This is a genomic window from Leeuwenhoekiella sp. MAR_2009_132, assembly GCF_000687915.1.
In the GTDB taxonomy this organism is placed as follows: Bacteria; Bacteroidota; Bacteroidia; order Flavobacteriales; family Flavobacteriaceae; genus Leeuwenhoekiella.
Map to the genome: position 1 here is coordinate 997,307 of NZ_JHZY01000004.1, position 22,732 is coordinate 1,020,038.

20 protein-coding genes are annotated in these 22,732 nt (G+C 36.5%); 4 read left to right on the forward strand and 16 right to left on the reverse strand.

The annotated features are described in order from the left end of the window. The 5 genes from P164_RS12740 to P164_RS12760 all read right to left on the reverse strand — a co-directional run bounded on the left by P164_RS12740 (nt 1) and on the right by P164_RS12760 (nt 2,869). Nucleotides 1-777 (reverse strand): Ku protein, encoded by a 777-nt coding sequence (locus P164_RS12740; protein WP_028376718.1) that lies wholly within the window; start codon nt 775-777, stop codon nt 1-3. 164 nt (nt 778-941) lie between these two features. Then, on the reverse strand, nt 942-1,790 hold the full coding sequence (locus P164_RS12745; protein WP_028376719.1) for an SDR family oxidoreductase: 849 nt from the start codon (nt 1,788-1,790) through the stop codon (nt 942-944). A 13-nt stretch (nt 1,791-1,803) separates the two neighbouring features. Then, complete coding sequence (locus P164_RS12750) at nt 1,804-2,268, reverse strand: hypothetical protein (RefSeq protein WP_028376720.1); 465 nt, start codon at nt 2,266-2,268, stop codon at nt 1,804-1,806. Between the two features lie 17 nt (nt 2,269-2,285). Then, nucleotides 2,286-2,561 (reverse strand): hypothetical protein, encoded by a 276-nt coding sequence (locus tag P164_RS12755; RefSeq protein WP_028376721.1) that lies wholly within the window; start codon nt 2,559-2,561, stop codon nt 2,286-2,288. A 140-nt stretch (nt 2,562-2,701) separates the two neighbouring features. Then, nucleotides 2,702-2,869, reverse strand: coding sequence for a hypothetical protein (locus P164_RS12760; RefSeq protein ID WP_028376722.1), 168 nt, complete (start codon nt 2,867-2,869; stop codon nt 2,702-2,704). Nucleotides 2,870-3,106: 237 nt separating this feature from the next. Between P164_RS12760 and P164_RS12765 the strand changes: the two genes are divergently transcribed. Then, nucleotides 3,107-3,925, forward strand: coding sequence for an endonuclease/exonuclease/phosphatase family protein (locus P164_RS12765; RefSeq protein ID WP_051621351.1), 819 nt, complete (start codon nt 3,107-3,109; stop codon nt 3,923-3,925). Nucleotides 3,926-3,961: 36 nt separating this feature from the next. On the opposite strand, the gene P164_RS12770 is transcribed toward P164_RS12765, so the two are convergent. The 5 genes from P164_RS12770 to P164_RS12790 form a co-directional block, all read right to left on the reverse strand. Further along, complete coding sequence (locus P164_RS12770) at nt 3,962-4,627, reverse strand: response regulator transcription factor (protein WP_028376724.1); 666 nt, start codon at nt 4,625-4,627, stop codon at nt 3,962-3,964. A 12-nt stretch (nt 4,628-4,639) separates the two neighbouring features. Further along, nucleotides 4,640-6,580, reverse strand: a complete 1,941-nt coding sequence (locus P164_RS12775; RefSeq protein WP_028376725.1) for a tetratricopeptide repeat-containing sensor histidine kinase — start codon at nt 6,578-6,580, stop codon at nt 4,640-4,642. Between the two features lie 187 nt (nt 6,581-6,767). Continuing rightward, entirely contained in the window at nt 6,768-7,349 is a 582-nt protein-coding gene (locus P164_RS12780; protein ID WP_028376726.1) for a YceI family protein, read from the reverse strand. Between the two features lie 68 nt (nt 7,350-7,417). Then, entirely contained in the window at nt 7,418-8,689 is a 1,272-nt protein-coding gene (locus P164_RS12785) for a hypothetical protein (protein WP_028376727.1), read from the reverse strand. 23 nt (nt 8,690-8,712) lie between these two features. Further along, on the reverse strand, nt 8,713-9,303 hold the full coding sequence (locus P164_RS12790) for a YceI family protein (protein WP_028376728.1): 591 nt from the start codon (nt 9,301-9,303) through the stop codon (nt 8,713-8,715). A gap of 230 nt (nt 9,304-9,533) precedes the next feature. On the opposite strand from P164_RS12790, the gene P164_RS12795 reads away from it, so the two are divergent. From P164_RS12795 to P164_RS12805, 3 genes are all read left to right on the forward strand, one after another. Next, on the forward strand, nt 9,534-10,757 hold the full coding sequence (locus tag P164_RS12795; protein ID WP_028376729.1) for a PAS domain-containing sensor histidine kinase: 1,224 nt from the start codon (nt 9,534-9,536) through the stop codon (nt 10,755-10,757). Next, a complete protein-coding gene (locus P164_RS12800) occupies nt 10,758-11,807 on the forward strand; it encodes a response regulator (RefSeq protein ID WP_028376730.1) in 1,050 nt (349 codons plus the stop codon). A gap of 103 nt (nt 11,808-11,910) precedes the next feature. Then, entirely contained in the window at nt 11,911-12,741 is an 831-nt protein-coding gene (locus tag P164_RS12805) for a universal stress protein (protein ID WP_028376731.1), read from the forward strand. 40 nt (nt 12,742-12,781) lie between these two features. Here P164_RS12805 and P164_RS12810 read toward each other — a convergent pair whose 3' ends face one another. From P164_RS12810 to P164_RS12835, 6 genes are all read right to left on the reverse strand, one after another. Then, complete coding sequence (locus P164_RS12810) at nt 12,782-13,498, reverse strand: ZIP family metal transporter (RefSeq protein ID WP_028376732.1); 717 nt, start codon at nt 13,496-13,498, stop codon at nt 12,782-12,784. A gap of 58 nt (nt 13,499-13,556) precedes the next feature. Then, on the reverse strand, nt 13,557-14,594 hold the full coding sequence (locus P164_RS12815; protein WP_028376733.1) for a zinc-dependent alcohol dehydrogenase family protein: 1,038 nt from the start codon (nt 14,592-14,594) through the stop codon (nt 13,557-13,559). A gap of 237 nt (nt 14,595-14,831) precedes the next feature. Then, nucleotides 14,832-16,595 carry an alkaline phosphatase gene (locus P164_RS12820; RefSeq protein ID WP_051621352.1) on the reverse strand — a complete coding sequence of 588 codons (1,764 nt, stop codon included), beginning with the start codon at nt 16,593-16,595 and terminating at the stop codon, nt 14,832-14,834. A gap of 8 nt (nt 16,596-16,603) precedes the next feature. Next, the gene (locus tag P164_RS12825; RefSeq protein WP_028376735.1) at nt 16,604-17,722 is read right to left on the reverse strand and encodes an alkaline phosphatase; all 1,119 of its coding nucleotides are present in this window, start codon (nt 17,720-17,722) and stop codon (nt 16,604-16,606) included. 66 nt (nt 17,723-17,788) lie between these two features. Next, the gene (locus tag P164_RS12830; protein ID WP_028376736.1) at nt 17,789-19,597 is read right to left on the reverse strand and encodes a RagB/SusD family nutrient uptake outer membrane protein; all 1,809 of its coding nucleotides are present in this window, start codon (nt 19,595-19,597) and stop codon (nt 17,789-17,791) included. Nucleotides 19,598-19,614: 17 nt separating this feature from the next. Then, nucleotides 19,615-22,650, reverse strand: coding sequence for a SusC/RagA family TonB-linked outer membrane protein (locus P164_RS12835; protein ID WP_028376737.1), 3,036 nt, complete (start codon nt 22,648-22,650; stop codon nt 19,615-19,617). Nucleotides 22,651-22,732: the final 82 nt, after the last annotated feature.

The window sequence follows — 22,732 nt, forward strand, 5'->3', positions numbered from 1 at the left end:
TTAGGATGCTTTTTTCTTCTTACGAGCTTCCAGGCTTGCCTTCAATTGAGCCATTAGATCTTTGGCATCAGTGGGTTTAATATTAACTTCTTCTACTTTAGTTGTTTTACCTTTTGCCTTATCCTTAATGATTTTCATAAGTTGATCATTATAAACATCCTTATATTTAGATAAATCAAATTTTTCAGAATAGTTTTCAATTAAAGAAACCGCCATATCTACCTCCTTTTTGGTAACTTTTGTTTTGGGTAATTTTAGCTCTGAAGGATCCCTAATTTCATCATTAAACCGAATCACGTGTAAAACCAAAGCATTTTTATAATGACCTATAAGACTAAGATGTTCTTTTTGTCGCATAACGAATGTACCCACACCTAACTTACCTGTCTTTTTTAAAGCATCTCTTAGTAAATTGTAGGACTTGCTACCTTCCTTTTGGGGTTCTAAAAAATAGGGTTTCTTGAATAAGACATCGGCAACATCATCTTCTAGAACAAATTCTTCGATATCTATTGTTTTACTCTTTTTAAGATTGGCCTTTTCAAAATCTTCATTTTCTAATATGATATACGTATCATCTTTCTTAAAACCTTTTACGATATCACCCCAAATTACTTCTTCCCCGGTTTTCTCATTTACACGCTTATACCTAATCCTTTGATTATCGTGTTTATCAAGCATATCAAGATCAAGCTTTCTATCTTCTGAACCAGAAAATAATTTTACCGGTATAGAAACCAAACCAAAACTTAGCGTACCATTCCAAATAGATCTCATAATTTTTATTTTAAAATTACTTATTAACTCAGTGTATTAGCGTTTGTTTCCCATTACTTTAACATGGTAAGACTAAAGGAATTTGAAGATTTATAATCAAATGATATATCAACTAAAAAAAGGGCAACTACCTGAGTAATTGCCCTTTTTACAGTGCTAATAAATTAAGCCCCCACAACTTCTCCTCCATTTACATGAATTACTTGTCCTGTAATATAACTGCTATCTTCTGAAGCCAGAAATACGTAAGCTGGTGCTACTTCACTGGGTTGGCCTGCTCGACCTAATGGCACATCCTGACCAAAATCTGATACGTCATCAAAAGTTGCCGGGATTAAGGGTGTCCAGATAGGACCCGGAGCGACACCATTAACACGAATATTTTTAGACGCCCACATTTTACTTAGTGAACGCGTAAACGTGGTTATCGCTCCCTTAGTACTACTGTAATCTAATAAGTGTGAAGAACCTCTATATGCCGTGACAGAAGTTGAATTAATAATAGAATCGCCACTTTTAAATTGACTTTCTAATGCTTTTACAAAATAAAAATAGGGGTAAATATTCGTTTCAAAAGTTTCTTTTACTTCAGATATTGCGAGGTTAGCCACACTATCTTTAGTAAACTGTACCGCTGCATTATTAACTAAAATATTTACCCGTTTAAAATGTTTTAAAATATCCTGAGTACACTGGTTGCAAAAAGCCTCATCTCTAATATCTCCTTCATATAACAAACACTTTTGCCCTTCTTTCTCTACAAGTTCTTTTGTGTAGGCTGCATCATCACTCTCAGATTTATAAATTATAGCGACTGAAGCTCCTTCTTTGGCAAAGTGAACAGCAACACTTCTACCTATGCCACTATCGCCGCCGGTAATTAAAGCCACTTTATTTTTAAGTTTATCAGAACCCCTGTATCCTTCTCTAATTATTTCGGGTTGTGGATTCATTTGGCTTTCGCTACCCGGCAATTCTTGACTTTGCTCCGGAAAATTTTTTGGCTTATTCATATTTATAGTTTTATTAGTTAGGTTGATTCGTTAGTGCAAGTGAATTAAAGTCGATTGAGTGTAATTCACTAATTAATTTGCTATGTTTCTCTATAAAGTCAAGAAGAATATTCTTGACCATTTCATTTTTAATCTGAAAACATTCTGACCTGCAAGTCTCATGTATGGCTATTTCTATTTGATAACAGTTTTTAATAACAGTAGAAAATCCAATTTCAGGCATCATCTCTTTATAAATTGAAGGAATAGATAACCGCTCTTCTAGCTGGTCTCCGTTTAATTTTGCGTGTACCAATACATCTTCAATAGATTTTACAAAATCTGACTTACAGGTATATAAATTTTTAAATACCCTCTTTAGAAAGATATTCTTTGAATTTATGGCTAGATTTTGATAGGTATCAAAGTATTTAGAGGAAATATATTTTATTCCACAGAGCTGATTTAATTGCTGTTGAGATAAGTTTTGCACACACATAAGGAGAAAATTTTACTCTAATTAAAATCCTTATTAGGAAGAAAGCCTGCAATTTTAGAACACGAATTATCTGGATGTATATAGTTTACTTTGATTTTATAGGTTCCAGCGGTTCCAGCGGTGGAAAAATCACCTTTTTTAATATCAAACCCACCTTCATCTGTATACGATAGACTTACTATAGAAGTGGTTTTGATAAAATCTAACTTTTGATTTTCCTTGTTCGAGAAAGGATGACGTTTTTGTAGATCGTTTAACGTCTTTAGAAAATGATTATCATTGGAGAAGTTCATAGTGCAATTATTTTCGTTAGTAATTATTTAAAATTAAAAACTTAAAATCGCATCTTTTACCTAATAAAATATAATTATTAAAAATTTAATATAGTTATTTAAATTTTTCTTAATAAAGTTGCTGTCAATCTTGTGACTAATTAGCTCCTTTTATTGCGCTTGCGTTTCCACCATATATAAAACAGAAGTACCACAATAGGCAGAATTGCAAAAACAATCAAATCAAAGGGATTTGTAAAATCTACCGGATTATTATCATCAGGATTTTGAGTACCCGGCGGTAATTGTAGAAGGTATGTATAAAGCATATGTTTAAATAATTAATAGATATTAATAGAATATTTTTGAAACTAATATAGTCAAATTATAAGCGAATATTCACAAACAATTCATCAATAAATAAACTATAGAACTACCACAAATACATCCCATATTATTCCGTTGAAACTTTTAATTAAATGTAGAAGTAAAAATTAACTTACAAATTTCTGTATAGTCATCGTTTAAAGAATATCTATTTTTAGCCTCTACTTAAAAAGTATATTTTGATTAAAAAATTAGCGCTCCTCTTCTTTCTGTGTCTCTCAATTAGTTCGGTTGCACAGCAAAAAGAGATCACATTAGTCTCGTGGAACATTCGAGATTTTGGCAAAACAAAAAACAGTGAAGAACTCAATACGATTGCCGAAATTGTAAGAGATGCAGATGTTGTGGCTTTACAGGAAGTGGTTGCAGGCTATGGTGGAGCACAGGCTGTGGCTAAGCTTTCAGATATTTTAAACCGAAAAGGTGCAAAGTGGGATTACCTAATTAGTGACCCTACCCATAGCCCTAAATACGTAACAGAACGTTATGCGTACCTTTGGAAAACCGCTCAAATCAAAATAAAAAACAGAGGTAACTTAATTAAGCAAATAGATGAAGCGGTAGATCGGGAGCCTTTTCTTATTGATTTTTATTTCGAGAAAACACCTTTTACAGTGATTAACTTTCACTCAAGACCCTTTGATCAAAATCCCGAGCGCGAGATTAAAGCGATATCAAATTATATTCTCAATACGCTCACCGGAACTGTATTTTTAGCCGGTGACTTTAATATGAATGAGCAGGAAGAAGTCTTCAATCCTTTAAAGAAAAAGGGATTTATAGCGGCACTTAAAAATCAAAAAACAACTCTAAAAAATCAATGCAGCCCTTTAGGTTATCTCAACTACGCTATTGATAACATTTTCTATTCAAAAAACATACACTGCATAAAAACCGGCGTTATAGACTTTGTCGGGTCTTGTGATAATTTAGAATATGCACGTAATCTTTCAGATCATTTACCGGTGTTTGTTCAATTTAAATTGAACAAAAAATAGCGCTTCAGTATTTAAAAAAAACTCTTTTTACTTAATTTAAATTATCCCTTTTCTAATAAGTTTAGCCACTAATTCGGTAGTGTTTTTAACGCCAAACTCTACAAAAAGTTTACTTACCCTTTTATCTATAGAACTTTCAGAATTGGGTTTAAGATTCTGTTGCATCAACTGTTCTCTAATTTCTCGTTTACTAAAACCTTCGGCAAGGCTTTTTAAAACAATTAGGTCAAGTTCTTCAAGTTGAAATACATTAGAATTTGCATTTAAATTTATTTGTGGGGAAGTGTATTTTTTATGTTCGTTTACAGCCTGCACAGCCATTACGAGTTCGTTTAAACTTTGTCTGCCCTTGCATACGTAGCCGTCAATGTTTAATTGATCAAAAAGCGCCTGCACTTTAGAAGGATTATCTTCCATAGAATTAACAACAATCTTAATCCCGGGTTGCAATTTGCGCACAGCAGCTATGAGTTCTTCTCCAGAATTGAGTTTTTGTTTAAGATGAGATTCTTTAAAAGATAAGTCTGTCACAAGCAGCTCAAAGGGATCGTCTTCACTCAGGGCAACGCTAATCCTGTTGTAGGCTTTATCACAATACAACTCTTCATATAAATACGGAATTCCCAGTTTCTCTTTTAAGGTATCAACAATACTTTTATTATCACCTTGAAAATCTTCAGCAATCAGAACTTTTTTGAACATAATACAGAACTTTTATTTTGGTATATAGATCAAGGCTTTAAAGCCTTTTCCTGTTTCTGTGTCAAAACTAATAGTTCCTCCAATGGCTTTTATACGCTTTTCTGTATTACGGAGCCCATTTTTTAAAATTAATGCTTCTTTTGAGGCTCCTACACCATTATCTTCATAATTAATCTTTAGTGAATTTGATTCTTCAGAAAATTTTACCGTTACTAATCTTGCCTCGCTATGCTTTCTCATGTTTATCATTAATTCCCGTAATACTTTGTAAAGGGCAACTTTAGACCACTGGTCTACGTGCTCCCATAAGATGTTTTGAACACCGGTAATAAACAGGTTTGTATTTTCGGGCTTTTGTATTTGCAATAGCGCTACTAAACTTTGTTTGTATTGCTCTCCCGTCTCTACTTCATTAATTTCTCTAGAAAAATCCCGGCTTTGTTTATACAAGCCATCGAGTTCGTCAAGCACAATCTCTTTATCAGAATTAGTCTGCAATAACAGCATTACGTGGTTAAGACCTGCCCCAAAGTCGTCGTGCAATCTGCTCGATAATTCTGTTTCTGTAGTATAAGCAGCCTCTAACCTATCTGCCCGGTTTTGAGTTTTTAAACGCTTTGTACGTTGTTTAAAAATTATATATATGACCACCAAAACTATAAGTAAACATATTAATATGGCCTTACCTACTAAATTAGCAAACTGTTCTTGTTCGGTTTGTAATTCTTTTAAAGCATTCTCTTTTTCTAAACGTACAATAGATTCTTGTTTAGATTTATCATCGTACTTATACTTGGCAAATTGCGTTTTTACTTTTAATTCCTGTTGATACAAACTGTCTTGGAGAACAATATAACGATCTCTTAGCTGAAGGTTTTTATCTGAAAACTGTAGCATTTTTTTTAAGACATCTTGTTCTGCCTTAGGAGTGTTTATAACTTTTGAAATCTGAATAACCGTATCAAAATAAGCTCTGGCTTTTTGCTCATTTATGCTACTATAAAACTCACCTAAATGGGTATAACTAGATTGCTGACCTCGTAAATCATTTATAGATTTTCGAATATTAAGGGGTTGAATTAACGGCGTTTCTACATGGAGAGTACCGGCTAACCATTGTGCATATGCAAGGTTGTCTAAAACTCTCGCATATTCCTTTTCATCATTAATTACGGTTGAATCTTTTGAAACCGATTTTAATATTTCTATTGCTTTCTTATATTCCTTATTATCTAGGTAAGTAGCTGCCAGATTGTTTTTATAAATGTTTCGATCTGAATCTGAATCTGTAATTTTAATCGCCTTCTTTAAATATAGAATAGCATCTTTATAATTAAAAAGCTTGCGGTGATTTGTACCTAGTACACTATAGCTTGAAGCTATAGCTCCTGTATTGTCGTTGTTTTCAAAAAACTGCAAGGCTTCAGTAATTGTTTCTTTACTTCCAAAAAAATCGCTCTGTGTTTGTTGAATACCGGCCATATTAACCAAATTTTTACCCACCCAGCTACTATCCTGTAGTGCCAGATAGTTGGTTTTAGATTTGTTATACCGCACAAAAGCACTATCAAGTTGATTTGCTACAACCTCAAAGTAATATCCCATTAAATATTCCTGCATCCCTAAAGTTGATTTATCATCAATTTTAAGTGCGTATTTGATTAGGGTGTCGTCATATTTAAGTAAACTGTCAAATTCACCTAAAGAGTAATTAAGCCAGTTTTTTTTATAAAGGATTTTTGTATAATTAGTATCCTTTTTTTTAGTGTTATATAGTTGAAGTGCTTTCTCTACAGAAATTTTTCGATCTACTAAAGATCGTGTTTTATCCTGTGCCTCGTCAAAATAGAATAATGCACTATCCTGAATAGTCTGCTGTTTATAGTTGTGCTTATTATCTTTTCCGCAAGAGAGTAAAAGTCCGCAGAAAAAAAAGAGTAATGCTTTGTTCAATAGCTGAAGTTTACGGCTAAACTACTAAAAAGAGCCATATTTTTAGTATGGCTCTTGTACTAATTATAACTAAAAATAGTAACCCGCATCATCACCTCCTGGTGGCGGAACTTCTTTTTGAGAGCAATATCTATGTGAAAATGCTATTTCCAAAAAACCAATTAAAAAACTAAGTCCCACATTAATTTTACTCCAGATTTTCATACCGGGCTGCGATGTCAAAATGAATTTCAATAGCATCTTTGACTTCTATCATCCCGAATAATTTCTTAGGAAATTCTAAATCAAAATCACTTAATAAAAGCTTCAACACTCCTGTAAAGTGCGTTTCGGCAGTTTGTGTTTTTATAACGGGCAATTTATACAGATGGGTTTTACCCGCAATATGTATAATTGCTGCTGCAATAACCGTATAGTTTGAGGTTTCTACATTCTTAAGCTCTAGAATAATTTCGGGATAGCTATCTGCTTTTAAAAGGGCATTAAAATCACGGTTCATTTGTTTATTTCCGCAGTCAAAACCGTTTGTATCAAGAACTAAAACAGCATTTTTAAAATTCAGTACTGTTTCATTTTTAGAAACTAAAATCTCCTGGTTTTCCTTCAAATAATCTGCATCAAACTCACATTTAAAACCACAAATATTGGTTCTTCCCTTAATAACAAGATTGCTGTTGTTAAGGTTAGTAATAGTAATACTTGAGTAATCTTCTTGCGCGTTTAGAATTGCTGAAAGTAAAATAACCACAGTGTAAACTATATTTCTCATAATTTCTGATTTTAATAAAAAAGTGGAGACTCTTAAAAGAGCCTCCACCTTCATTCACCAACTTTTCTCTAAAAACTTATAGCTGCTTCCAGCAGAAAACCTTTAAAAAAGCCTTCATTATGAATATCTGCAACCGGGTAATCATTATACTCCTGATTTACATATTCTACTTTCATAAGAATATTTTTTGTCATAAACCATCCTGCAGCCAGTTGATAACGGCTTACACTAACGTCTGCACCGCCTTCTAATTCACCATCTACTACATTGTAACGCCCGCCTAAATATAAATTTTCGGTAGGACCAAAACGGTAAAGTAACTCTCCTGCATACTGATTCCAGGTACGGTTACTAGTCTCTGCAGATTTTTTACCACTGGCAGTTTCCAGTACACCAAAGAACTCCAGACCTTTGTATTTTACAAACGGATTAATCATCACAGAGGTGATTTCATTTTTAAGATCTGGGTTAATACGTCCTGCTCTAAAGCCATCACCACTGCCATCTGAAGCAGTCATTACGTTGTAATATCGTGTACCTGCACGGTCACCACTGTATAAATAAGCACTTGCTGTCTGGTTAGTCTTGTAAATTGATCCTGTTAAACGCAAGCGCAAATCTGGAGCAATGGTATTATCATAACCCACTTTTGCAATAAATGACGGACTCGTAACTCCGGGGTTTGTTACCGCCTGGTTCAGTTTCCCATTGGTCACGCTCAGCATTCCCATCCATCCTTTATTAAAGAGATATACTTCACCGCCTACTTCGGTTGTAAAACTATCCATCAGATAGTTTCCTATAAATGGGTTGTAAAGCGACATTGCATTATCGGTTCTTCTAAAATGCATATCACCATAATTATTTTCCATATGCCCTACTTTAATACGCAGGTGATTCATAAGGTTTTCCATAAATCCCTTTTTGATAAAGTCGAGTTTATCTATTTGAAAATAACCTCCCTTTACATAGGTTTCATTATGATGCTGAGAAGACAGATACGTACGTAGATGCATACGCACACCATCAAATAAAGCGACATCCAGATCAAGATTTGCTGTAGCCAGGTTAAAATTATTTCCTATTTCCTGTAAAACGGGAGTTAATGCATTTCCTGAATTCTCGTGGTCTATTGCCTGAAACTGCAAGGCAGATGCACCACCTATGCGCACGTGCAGCCCGTCAAACGTACTCACCGTATCTTTAGGCGCTTCAAACTGATTTACACCTCGTTTATCTGGACTTCTATAGTTGTCAAAGTCCCGTTGACTTTGCGCCTGTGCGTTTATTCCTATGCATGCTAAGCATACAATACTGAAGTAGTTTATAAAATTTTTCATGGTTGTTTTCTTTAACTATTGAATTAATTGATGAAGGTTGTTTTAAATTTTACAGTAACCATTTCACCTGTGGTAATGGTTCCAAATAATGCCTTTGGCGGGTCAATTTTATAATGGGTCATATTAAGTACGTGCTTACCGGTAAGTGTGATATACCCCGGCATTACATTAGCATCAAACACTATTGAAACCTGCTTGGTAACCCCGGCAATCATTAAATCTCCAGTTGTTTGTATGACATAGTTACCATCCTCTTTTGCCTTTATACTTTCTACCTTTTTTAAATCGTATTCAAGATTTTTATAAGCCGATGTATTGAGCGCTTTAAAGGTGTTTTTATCCATCCCACTCTTTCCGCTTTTAAGACTTTCTGCGAGAATCGCGAGGTGTAACTTGCTAATACCCTCAAGCTTATTATTGGTTTCAGTCACTTGCATACTTCCGGCAATATCTTCTACGGTAAGTTCCCAGTCGTGAATATTTGAAGTTCCCAAAACTTCCATCTGGGAAGCAGACTTTTGTAATGCATAGCGTTGTGCCTGTAAAGATGTATTGACACTTATAAAGGCGATAAGTACATAAGCACTTAAACGAAGTGTATCTAGAATTCTCATTGTGGTTGTTTTTAATTAGATGACAAATGTGCAACCACAACACCTCTTAGAAAATGACTAATGTCACCTTTCTAATAAAACCTGAATTTCAAAATAACCCGCCACCTCACTACAATGATAGCGCTTAGATACTTAGCTAAAACTAGGTTTTAAGCTTGGTAATTATTTAAAAATCATCTAATTGTATTTTTTAAAGGATATTACCTTATTTAAGTGCGTACATTTGAAGTATGCAGGAATTCACAAAAAACAGCAATATATTTTCATTGCTCTCACAGGCAGTTTCTGAAGGGGTTGTAGTGATAAATCAAAAACACCATATCATTGCGACTAATGAAGCGGCGAATGAGATGTTTGGCTTTGCCGAAAGTGAACTTGTAGGACAACATCTAGATATTTTAGTGCCGCAAAAATACCTTCACATGCACGACAAACATGTTGATGCATTTATGCAGTATAGCGATAAACGGCAAATGGGACACGGTCGCGATTTACACGGTAAGCGCAAAGACGGTTCGCTTTTTCCTGTCGAAGCAGGACTTAACCCGTTTACAATAGACGGCGAGATTTATGTTATGGCACTGGTAATTGATATTACCGTGCGTAAGGCCCAACAGCAAGAAATTTTAGACCTTAATTCACAACTGGAAAAGAAAATCTCTTCCCGTACAAAACAACTTGAAGACACAGTATTAAAACTTCAGGAAGAAGCAATCTTAAGACAGGAAGCAGAAGAGCGTATGAAAACGTCACTGCAAAAAGAACGGGATCTTGGCGAACTCAAAACAAAATTTTTATCGCTGGTTTCTCACGAATTCAAAACACCGCTTACCGGGATGCTTTCTTCAGCTATACTTGCCGAACGTTACACGTTAACCGAGCAGCAAGATAAACGGGATAAACACTTAAAAATCATCAAAAACAAGATTAAATATCTTGATAATATCCTAAATGATTTTCTCTCTATTGAACGCTTAGAAACCGGGAAAGTAAATTATAAAATGAGCGTTTTCCCGCTTAGTAAAGTCATTAACGAGGTAGTTTATGACGCCAATATGTTATTAAAAGAAGGGCAAAATATCAAATACCCCGAGCATGTAGATGAGTACCTAATTACCTTTGATGAGAAAATATTGGAGCTGGCTATTTCTAATCTTATTAACAACGCTATAAAATATTCTCCAGAGCATACACAAATTAAAATTAAAACTGAAGCACATAAAGACCGCTTGCAGATTTCGGTGAAAGATCAGGGAATTGGGATTCCGCTTGAGGAACAAAAATTTATTTTTCAGCGCTACTTTAGAGCCGAAAATGCTCTTACTAACCAAGGAACCGGCATAGGACTTAACATTTTAAAGAGTCACCTCGAAAATCTGAATGGCAGCATCAGCTTTACCAGTAACCCTCAGGGAAGTTGCTTTACTATAGAAATTCCGTTAGAAACAACCTAAATGAAACACCTACTACTTATTGAAGATGATCTGGTTGTGCGCGAAAACACACAGGAAATTCTAGAGCTTCACAAGTTTAAAGTAACCAGCGCTGCAAACGGAAGATTAGGAATTAAGATAGCCCTAGATCTTCTTCCTGACTTAATAATATGTGACATTATGATGCCTGAAATAGACGGTTATGGGGTGCTTAAAACACTTTCTGAAAATGAAAACACCAGTCACATTCCTTTTATTTTTCTTTCAGCAAAAACTGAACATAAAGAAATACGCCAGGGTATGAATCTGGGTGCAGACGATTATCTTACTAAACCTTACGAAGAAGAAGAACTCATAAACGCCATTAGCAGCCGCCTAGCTAAAGCACAACTTCTTGCTGAAAAAACAGCTCCTGCACCCCAGGAAGAACTACTCGAAGACCGGTTTAAAAACCTCAACGAACTCAAAAATTTCTTTGATGATGAAGGCGAATTATTATCGTATAACAAAGGGGATTTAATTTTTGCTGAAGGTGAACCTTCAAATAAAATATACCTCATTCTTAAAGGTGTTCTAAAAACATACCGCATGGAAGAAAATGGTAAAGAGCTCACTACTGCGCTTTACAAAGCAGACGATTTTGTAGGTTTTACATCATTTACCGAAAACCTTTCCCATCACGACAGCGCAATTGCTATGGAAGAAACGCAACTTGCTGCCGTTTCTAAAAGTGATCTAAAAAGTATTCTAGAGCGTAATCAAAATGTGGCCTTAGAACTTGTAAACTTATTAACTACAAATCTTTCAGATCTTAAAGATCAATTGTTGCAAATGGCCTACAGCTCTATGAAGCGTAAAACGGCACACACCATTTTACAGTTTGCTAAAATTCTTCAAAAAAATCCCGACGGAACCATTACCATAAGTCGCTATGATCTCGCAAATGTCGCCGGTATCGCAAAAGAAAGCCTTATACGTACGCTTTCAGAATTTAAAAAACAGGATTTAATAGAAATGAAGGGTCGAAATATTAGCATTCTAAACCTTGAGGCTCTCGAGAAAATCATTTAAAATTAGTGCCTCTTACTCTTGATTATTATGTAAAATGACTTTTGTCATTTTCGCCTTTAAACCAGCCCATTACATTTACATTAAAATTTTGAATGTACGTGTCATGAAAAATATTCTTATCCCAACAGATTTTTCTAAAAACTCCAGAAATGCAGTGCTGTATGCCTTAGATTTCTTTAGAAATCAAGAGTGCAATTTTTATATACTGCACGTTACCCAGACCGCTCTTACTAACGAGATGGGCGTAGATTTTACAAATGAACTTGCACCTATGCTAAGCCAGGGAATGCCGCTTGATTTAGAATTGTGTGTTGATGAGATCAAAGTGCTTAAACGCAATAAAAAGCATCACTTTTTCCCTGTTTACGAGCAATTATTCTTATTAGATGCCATAAGAGAACAAGTCATTCAAAAAAAAATAGACTATATCGTTATGGGAACTAAAGGTGCTTCTGGCTTTAAAGAAGTCGCCGTAGGAAGCAATACAGGAGATGTAATCACTAAGGTAAAATGCCCTATTCTTGTTGTTCCTGAAAATGCAAAATTTGAAATGATTTCTAAAATTGCATTCCCTACAGACTTTAATATGAATTTCACGACGACGGTGATTAATACGCTTCTTGAAATTCTTGAAACACAACAAGCCTCTTTAGCTATTTTAAATATTAAGAAAGACAACGCGCAGCTTACAAACCGACAACTCGAGCACAAAGAATATTTAAACGCTTATCTGGAAGATCATACGCATCACTTTCACACACTCACACAGCCTAAAATTGAAGTTGCACTGCAACAGTTTATAAACAGTGAATCTATTAATCTGATTGCGATGGTAGCAAAAAACCTCAATTTCTTTCAGCTTTTACTGTTTACTCCTTTAGTTGAGCAAATGAGTTATCATACAGATATTCCGTTTTTAGTGCTGCATGAATAGCCCAACAGATTCTTTTCAATTTAATGAAAAACGCTGTTTGTTATCCCATTATTTTAAGACCTATCATCCCAAATAAGAAACCCAGACTGGCTCCCAATGCAGGAAGCCAGTTTTTATTTATTTTAGACATAGGTGCAATATCCTGAAAGATTAGATAGATAATTCCGCCACTTGAGAAGAGCATTAAAGCAGCTGTTCCTTTAGGATGATCGCTAAGCAAATAATAGCCACTCACCGATGCTGCAATTCCCAAAAAGCTCAAAATCAAAAACAGTATTAATCTCTTTTTTGAAGAATATCCTCCCGTACGCATTTCTAAAAAGGCATTAAATGATTCGGGTAAATTTTGAATTCCTATATACAACGCCAGTAGAAACCCCATATTTCGATCTGCACTAAAAACGGCTCCCAGCGCCATCGCTTCGGGTATATAATCAAGAAGCATTGCCATGACCTGCGAGAATGCCCCTCCTTTTTTTTCAAGGTATCTGTCTAAAAAGAAAAAGAACACGGCGCCACCCAGAAAGAGTGCCGCCATAGGTATTACCGGTAAGGCTTCCATTCCTTTAGGAATTAATACTAAGGCCACGGCAGCAATAAGAATCCCACCACCAAATGCGATTGAGGTATGTATAATCTGAACTTTTAAAGCTCCTTTCTTAAACCATTTTTCAAAAAAATAGGCTAAACCTGCGCCAATAAATAGGGTACTCCCAGACAGAAACGCACATAAGATGATAAGAGCTATATTTTCCATTTTAAAAAACAAAAAGCACCAAATAAATTTGGTGCTCGTACTGTATTAAATTAATTGCTTAGTTACTTAGTATAACCTTCAATGCTTTTTCCTCAGCAGCATTACCAAAGGTTTCATAAGCTTCTAGTATATCTGCCAACTTAAACCTGTGTGTAATGAGTTGGCTGGGATTAAGCTTACCAGATTGTACATTTTTAAAAAGCATAGGTGTACTCACGGTATCTACCAAACGTGTTGTAATTGTTATGTTTTGGGACCACAAGGTCTCTAAATGCAAATCTACTTTTGTACCGTGAACTCCTATATTTGCTACGTGACCACCGGCTGCAACGATCTGGGTACACAGTTCGAAGGTAACGGGAATACCTACTGCTTCAATCGCGGTATCTACGCCTTTATTTTGAGTGAGCTCCATCACTTTTTTTAGTGCGTGACCACCTGCACTGTTAACGGTATGGGTTGCGCCAAAAGTTTTAGCGGCCTCCAGACGGTTCTCATCAAGATCAATCATAATAAGCATCGCCGGACTAAAAAACTGAGCGGTTAATAAAGCGGCCATACCTATGGGACCGGCACCTACAATGGCTATGCTATCACCCGGTTTAACCTCGCCTTTTAAAACGCCACATTCAAAACCTGTAGGTAAAATATCACTCAGCATTACTAAAGCTTCTTCATCTGCTCCTTCAGGAATAGGATATAAACTGTTATCTGCATGAGGAATACGCACGTATTCAGCCTGCGTACCGTCTATTAAATTACCCAGAATCCAGCCACCATCTTCGCAATGAGAATACATTGCTTTTCTACAATTTGCACATTTTCCGCAAGAAGTAATACACGAAATCAAAACGTGATCTCCTTTTTTAAATGCACTTACAGATTTACCTACCTCTTCAATAATACCCACACCCTCATGTCCTATGATACGACCATCTGTAACAGTAGCAACATCACCTTTCATGATATGTAAATCTGTACCACAAATCGTGGTTTTACTAATCTTTACGATAGCATCTGTGGGTTTAATTAATACGGGTTTTGATTTCTCTTCCCATGATTTTTTTCCGGGTCCATGATATACAAGTGCTTTCATACTAGTTATTTAAGTGATTTGTGAAATTTAACCTAGCTTACTCATTTACAAAGTATTAAAACCGTGCAAACCTCAAACCAGCTTCATCAAATGTAGCCTTGTAAAACGCTTTATAAAATGACTTTTATCATACTTCGCGGTAAGCATATAATTATTTAAAATAGATTAATGGCGATTTCTTATAAACCAAAAAAACCCATCGTGATGGGTTTTTGGTTTTATGGTATTTTAATAGTTTTAATTTTCTACAGCTTTTAGCATTTTATAGAACAGTTGGTTATTTTCAAAAACTCCTCTAAAATTTTGAGCTTGTGGTCCATAAGAAAAAACAGGAACCATGATCCCCGTATGATCTGTTGTTAAAAAATTTGCCTGTACCCCACCTTGTTTTAGTTCACCTCCTACAATACCCAGACCTGATGTCTCATGATCTGCAGTGATTATAACCAGTGTATTTTTTGAGGCATCAGCATATTTTAAAACTTCGGCAATTGCAGTATCAAAGTCAAGCATCTCCTGTACAATACCACTGGCAGAATGGGTATGCCCGTTACTGTCTATCTGCGCAGCTTCAATCATCAGGAAGAAGGGCTTTTCGTCTTTCTCTAAAACATTAAGTGCTTTTTGCACACTTTGTTTTAATAAATCACCTCTGCCGTTAGCAATAGAAGGCACTTTGTTTTCTCCTATAAAAACAGCCGACTTTTCCCTTAAATTGGTTAGTTGGTCAATTGTTTTTATACGGTAAGAAGCAGGGATTGAGGCTGCTTTAGCCCTACCTCCGGCAATAAAAAACTGAAGCTCAGCCGTTTCTAAATCACTCAAAATCCCTTTAGAATCATCGCGCTCCTTGCGATGTGCATAAAATGAAGCCGGTGTGGCGCCATCAATTGCATCTGTAGATATTAATGCCGTATTATATCCTCTTTTACCTAAAATTTCTGTGATATTTGTTACCGCTTTATCTGAAGCATCAACCCCTATCGCCCGGTTGTGTGTCTTAAAACCGGTTGCTATAGCCGTTGCTCCCGCTGCAGAATCTGTAATTAAATCATCTGAAGATGCCGTTTTTAAAAAGCCTATATCATTTAATTGTGTCCAAGTCAATTCACCCTGGTCAGCAATTTGTGCCGCAGTAATTTGCGCCAGACCATTACCATCGCCTATCATCAGAATTATATTAGTAGGTTTGGCTTTGTAATCAAAATCAAATGCAGGAATATATACCTCAACCTGCTGTGCATTAACGTAAGTGTTTTTATCTAATGTATTTAAAAACGAAACTGCTTCAACAGGATGATCTGTATTTATAAAATCTACTCCCATTTTTGCTAAAGAAGACCAGGCTGTTTTAGTATCTGGACTTCCCCAAAATCGCAAGGGTTTATTGAGTGCGTGGGCTTTATCTATTAATTCTAAAAGTACTGCCAACTCCTGTTCTACAGGTCTTCCCAGACCATTCCATACCGAGTGATTTTTAAAATTTACACTCAGCATCGCTACTTTGTCTAGATTAATCGTGTCTAAATCATCTAAACGCTGGTGATCAAACTTAATAAAATCAGGATATTTAGCATAGTCAGCTGCAGGAGGCCGGTTTCCGGAAACAACAATAGTCAGCCTATCTGAAGCTGTTAATTGAGGGTAAATACGCAATGTATGTATCAAATTCTGAAGTGTAGATTCTGCTTCAGTCTTGATGTCAATTAGAAGCGTGAGCTTGCGTAATTTAGACGTTTGAATCAGCTGAAAAACAGGCTCTATATATAAGCTTTGCAGGGTATTTTCAGGATTTAATTCGTCTTTAGTATGGGCTACTAAAAGGGTTCCATTTTCTAAAAAAACATCAGCTTCAATAGATGCAGCCCCGGCGATATAAGATTCCCAAAACGGAAATTCATGAACATAATCATTGTGAGCATGCACAGAATATTCCGGCTGACGCTGAGCATTGCAGCCCGTTAGAACCAACCAAAAAATTACAACAATAAAGAGCTTCATAGGTTCTATTACTTGGTGTTTATCGCATCAAGAATCTTGTGATAAATCGCACTATTTTGATAAATACCTCTAAATTTTTCAGAGCCTTTACCTTTTGCAAATACAGGAATTAGCTCCCCGCTGTGTTGGTCTGTAATAAAATAAACCGCTACTTTTTGAGGCACTTCGGTCTTTTCTCCCGTTTCTTCATTAACATCATAATATTTACCTATGCTCGCACCACCGGTCTCGTGATCTGCAGTAACCACTAATAAGGTATTAGGGTGTGTAGCCACATAGTCTAAAACCGCACCTATAGTTTTATCAAAATCTGCCACTTCCTGAATCATCATTTCCGCATTTTTATCATGACCACCCCAATCTATGTAGGAGCCTTCTATCATCAAGAAAAAAGGTTTGTTGTTAGTATCAAAATAATCGAGCGCAGTTAAACTTGCTTCTTTCAAAAAATCTCCTCTTCCCTGTATTTTAGACGGAAGGCCCTCATCTTCGATAATAAAAGCATTGCGTTTTGAAACTACCGGTTTGCTTAAACTCAAGGTATCTAAGTTGTAATTGCGTGCTAATAACGTATTAAACAGGGCTTGTTTATCACTACGCTGACTGAAAAATTTACGCCCACCACCTGCTAGAAAATCAATATCTGAAGTCACTAATTGTTCAGCAATGTCTTCGTGCAGATCCCGATCTTTTACGTGGGCATAAAAGGAAGCCGGTGTCGCATGTGTAATAGACGTAAGCGAGATTAGACCCGTTTGATACCCTTTATCTTTTAAATGCTCAAGTATTGTTTCTTGCGGAATAGTATCTTTTGAAACGCCTATTGCCCGTTTATAGGTCTTTTCACCCGTGGAAAAAGCAGTGGCTCCTGCCGCAGAATCTGTAATTAAATGACTTACCGAATACGAGCGGTGTAATCCTATATCTTCAAAACGCTCAAAATTTGAAGCTTCTTCTCCAAAATAAAAAGCACTTGATACCTGCGGAATTCCCATCCCATCACCTATCATTAAAATAACACTTAAAGGTGCGTCTTCTTGTGGGGTTACTACTGCAGATTTTGACGCACAACTTTGCAATGCCACGATTCCCAGACCTAAAAGGCCCATACTAAAACTATTTCTCATATTTTAATTTAAATAACTAACGGTAAGAGTGACCTCTTACCGTTAAATTATAATTCTATTTTATACTTAATATCCTCTGTTTTGTTCTAAATATCCAGGCGTATTTGAAGCACCATCTATTGCTGTTTGCGGTATAGGAAACAAACGGTGATTTACATCAGTATCTGTTTTTGACGTCCAGCTGTCTTCATATTTTCCGAAACGTATTTGATCTGTACGACGTGTCATTTCCCAATAAAACTCAAAACCTCGCTCTCTAAATAAAGTCTCTAAACTAATCGAACTTAAAGCCGGTGGAGTTTGCGATGGACGTGCAGTTCTTGAAGCTCTTACGGTATTTACATCTGCCAGCGCTGCTGCATTATTGTTTAACCTTAGATATGCTTCAGCACGCATTAGATATACTTCAGCAAGACGTAAAAGTACCAGATCAACATCGCTATAGTCATTTCCGTTAGGAGAAGTCTTGCTAAACTGCCACTTAGAAAAACGGTAGCCGCCTGCATAGCTGTTTTGATTTTGAATGCTAATGTCTAGTGTATGATTTACGTAATAGGTAATATCTTCCAGATCTGAACCATTCTCACGTGCTTCGGCTAAAGGATAAATACGGAATTTTGTTTGCCCAGAGCCATCTGTGCCAGTCAGAAAGTTACCCGATCTAAATTTCTCTTTACGCGGAGCCCACATCGTACCCCGTATGATGCCGCGGTCAATCTCAAAATCAGCTCCAGCTAAGAAGTAATGATCCTTATCTGTCTTAAGTCCTAAAGTATCTTTACTATATGGTGTAAGACCAGATATATCTTCCAGATTTTCTGGTACCATTGCATTTTTCTGGTAAAAACGGGCATCTGCTTCTGCAGGATCTACGCTGCCATAGGCATCTAACCAGGTTTGATAAAAATCTGGAGTTGCCGCAGGACCGTCTGTACCATCCATGCTTAAATATTTATCTCCCGGTCTCGGAAACAACGATCCAGACATAGACCAGTATGCCCAGCGGTTATGATCGCTGTCTAAAACACCGCGTAAATCAAGGGCAAAAATCAGCTCAGAATTGGTATGGTTTTCATCATTAAAAAGATCAAAATACTCTGGTGAAAGAGAAAAACCGCCTCCATTAATAATATTACCAGTGTACGTTACTACTTTATTCATATCTGCTTCAGTAAAAGCAGGTGTACCATAAGGATCTCTGTAAACGGCTGCATTTAAATATAACTTTGCTAAAAAGCCATAAACCGCATCACGGGTCATACGCCCGGGACCTTTGTCTGTATTGATTGTATCTACTACCGCTAAAAATTCTGATTCGATATAGGCAACGGCATCTGCCCCACGTATAATTTCTGAGGTTTGTGAAGTACCTTCTTTTTTAAAGGCAATTCCCCAACTGTCTAAGAAAAGCATGTTTTCATAAGCACGTAATGCACGCATTTCGGCTAGGGCCTGTACTGCTTCTGCGTCTCCACTTTCCGCCAGCGGCGTTAATACATCTATTGCGGCAACCGTTCTAAATAAAGCGGTTGTAAGGTAACCCCAGGAATCACTTACTAAGCTATTGCTCGATGACATTAAATGCCTATGCGCTGTGGTATAGGTATCATTATCTGCCCATTGTGTACCACCTAACCCGGTACGCGGAGGTAAAATAGCCTCGTCTGATGCTATTTCCTGCAACCCAAAATAACGCGTATGTCTAAATGTTTGTGGTAAAATACCATAGGCAGCAGCCAGCGATCCTGATATAGGTTCTACTAAACCGTCTGTACCATTAAGGGACTCATCTAAAATTTCTTCTTCCAGATCTGTACAATTACAGAACGTTAAGGCACTTAGCCCAACTAGGAATGTAAGTATGCTATGTCTCATTTTATGCTGTTTTAAAATTAAAAGGATACGTTAAGACCAAAAACAAAAGTTTGTGGCTTTGGGTAGGTGAAATAATCAATACCATAAGATTTAGAATCGCCAGAGCTTCCTGTATTTAGCTCAGGATCAAAGCCGGTATACTCTGTAATAACAAATAAATTTTGACCCGTAACCGAAAGATTAATTCCGTTAATCCATTTACCCATTCCTATAACCTGAGGATCTAAATTGTAAGCTAGTGTTGCGTTGTTTAGGCGTAAAAAGCTACCATCTTCAAGATATCGTGTTGAAACCGTATTAGAGTTATTAATATCTTCTCCCGGAAACTCAATTGCCTGATCTGTTGTATTCAGAGAGTTTGCGATCTGCGTGATATTAAACAGATTCATACGGGTGTGGTTGTAAATTTTGTTACCACTTACCCCATTAAAATTGAATCCTAAATCAAAGTTTTTGTATTTAAATTTTAAGTAAAATGCATAGATCACATCAGGTACAGCACTTCCTGCAGAAATACGGTCACTATCGTCTATTTGTCCATCTCCATTTACATCTGTAAAGCTGCTAAAACCATCTTCGCCAATACCGTTAAATTCACGTAAGAAAAAATTACCGATAGGTTTATTATTCATATACCCATTAATAGTCGCTCCCGTCTGGCCACCTCCACTTGCTGCTCCTGTCGTTACGATAGTAAAAGGTGAATCTGTAATTTCATTTTTAATATAGGAGAAGTTTCCTCCTATGTTATACGAGAAGTCGCGGGTTCGGTCACTTTGATAATCTAAGGCAAACTCCAGACCGCTGTTTTTAATTTTCATCCCCGGTATATTTTGCCATTTATAACCTACCTCATCAATAGGATCTTGAGTAGAGAAATATAAAAGCACATCATTAGTCTCTTTCATGAAGTAATCTACAGAACCGCTTAGTTTGTAATCTAGAAACCCAAAATCTAAACCTATGTTTGTCTGTGTCGTTTCTTCCCACTGCAAATCTGGGTTTGCAGTACGTGCAAATACTAATCCGTATGGGTAATCTTCACGACTGGTAACAGCGTCGTCTAGCGGGTAAATGTCATTGTCTTCAAAACTCTCTCCATAGCTTAAACGCGTTTGCTTTGAAGGAATTTCCTGATTACCAGATTTACCCCAACTCGCACGCAGTTTTAGGTTATTAAAGCCCGAGGTAGCCATAAATTCTTCTTTAAATATATTCCACCCAAAAGCTAAAGAGGGAAAAGTTGCATAACGGTTATTCTCACCAAACTTAGTAGAACCATCAGATCTGAGCGTTGCCGTTACCAGATATTTATCTGCGTAGGTATAATTTACTCTCCCAAAAAACGATTGCAATTCATTACTGGTCGCATTAGAATACTGGGTAGCATCTTCCCCGCGTGCTTCTCCTAACTGATATCTGGGTTCGATACCATTATCCGGGAAGTTAGAAAAGTAAAATCCTTTTGACTGAATAAAAAATTTCTGATAGGAGTGTCCTGCTAACAAGCTTATATTATGCTCTCCAAAATCTTTCGTGTAGTTCAGGGTGTTTTCTACTAGGGTGTTTTTATTTGATGTAAAACTGGTACTTATAGATCCTAACGCATAATCAGGATCTGCAGAATACGGTATAAATTGTACATCACGATCTGTTTTAGAATAGTCTACACCCAGATTTAATTTATAGGTAAGGCCTTCTATAATCTCGAGTGATGGCGCGATATTGGCGATCATTCTGTTATTTTCTGAAAAATCACCGTAGATATTTTCAATAATTAACGGGTTTACTCCGGTACCAAAAACTGTAGGCTCACCGTTTGTATAAGCCGGTGTCGTAGGATTTAACTGAAGCATACCGTTTATCATCGTAAACGTATTAGGGCGCTCATTTTCGGTACGAGTAGCGGTAAGATTAAAGTCTACCTTAAGACGATCATCTAAACCCTTCTGAGAAACATTAGCACGGGCAGAATAGCGCTTTAAATTACTGTTGTTCAAAACCCCTTCCTGATCATTAACTCCTACAGATGCAAAGTAAGAGGTATTAGGTGTACCACCACTCATCGAGAAGTTTACAGTATGTGTGATTGCAGTACGAGTAAGCTCATCCTGCCAATCTGTATTACCACCATTATCACTTAAGCTTCCACCTATTTGAGGAACAATCTGCCTAAACTCGTCAGCAGAAAAAACATCTATTTTATTTGCGATGCTGGCAATAGCGGTAGATGCAGTTAAATTCATTTGGGTTCTACCAGACTTCCCTTTTTTAGTAGTAATTACAACAACACCGTTTGCAGCACGCGAACCATAAATAGCTGCTGCAGATGCATCTTTTAAAACGTTTATAGACTCAATATCCTGCGTATTTATAAAGTTTAATGGGTTTGTAGGCACTCCATTTGCAGAGTTATCGAGTACAAAACCATCTACTACATAAAGCGGAGATGTACCCGAACGTAAGGTACCTACACCACGTATGATAATATCCTGACCTGCACCGGGTTCACCACTGGTATTGGTGACGTTAAGACCAGATACCTTACCCTGTAATAAGTTACCGGGGTTAGAAACGACTCCTTTGTTAAAATCATCTGCCACTACCGAACTTACAGACCCGGTTAAGTCAGATTTTTTCTGAGTACCATAACCTACTACCAAAACCTCATCAAGCTCAGAAGTATTAGCTTCAAGCTGAACGCTATATTGAGATGCTGCACCTACAGTGATCTGACTGGTTTTAAATCCTACATAAGAAACCTCAAGTACATCCCCTGCACTGGCTTCAAGACTAAAAACCCCATCAAAATCTGTAGTAACACCTTTTGAAGTTCCTTTTATCTGTACGGAAGCTCCCGGAAGTAAAACTCCACTATTATCTGTTACCGTACCAGTAATTGTTTTTTGTACAGGTACTGCAACCGTATATTTTAATACTGCTTTTGAGAATAAATTGGCGTTTGTTGATTTCGCGTGAGTTAGATAAGAAACACATACCATTGCAGCGAACACAAGGGTATTGTTTATCGTATTTTTAATATTAAAATTCATAGTTAAGAGATTGGTTGGACAATGCTAATGCTTACGTTGAGCAGCTTAAAAACAACTGCATTTTAATGGAGTTTTGTTACAT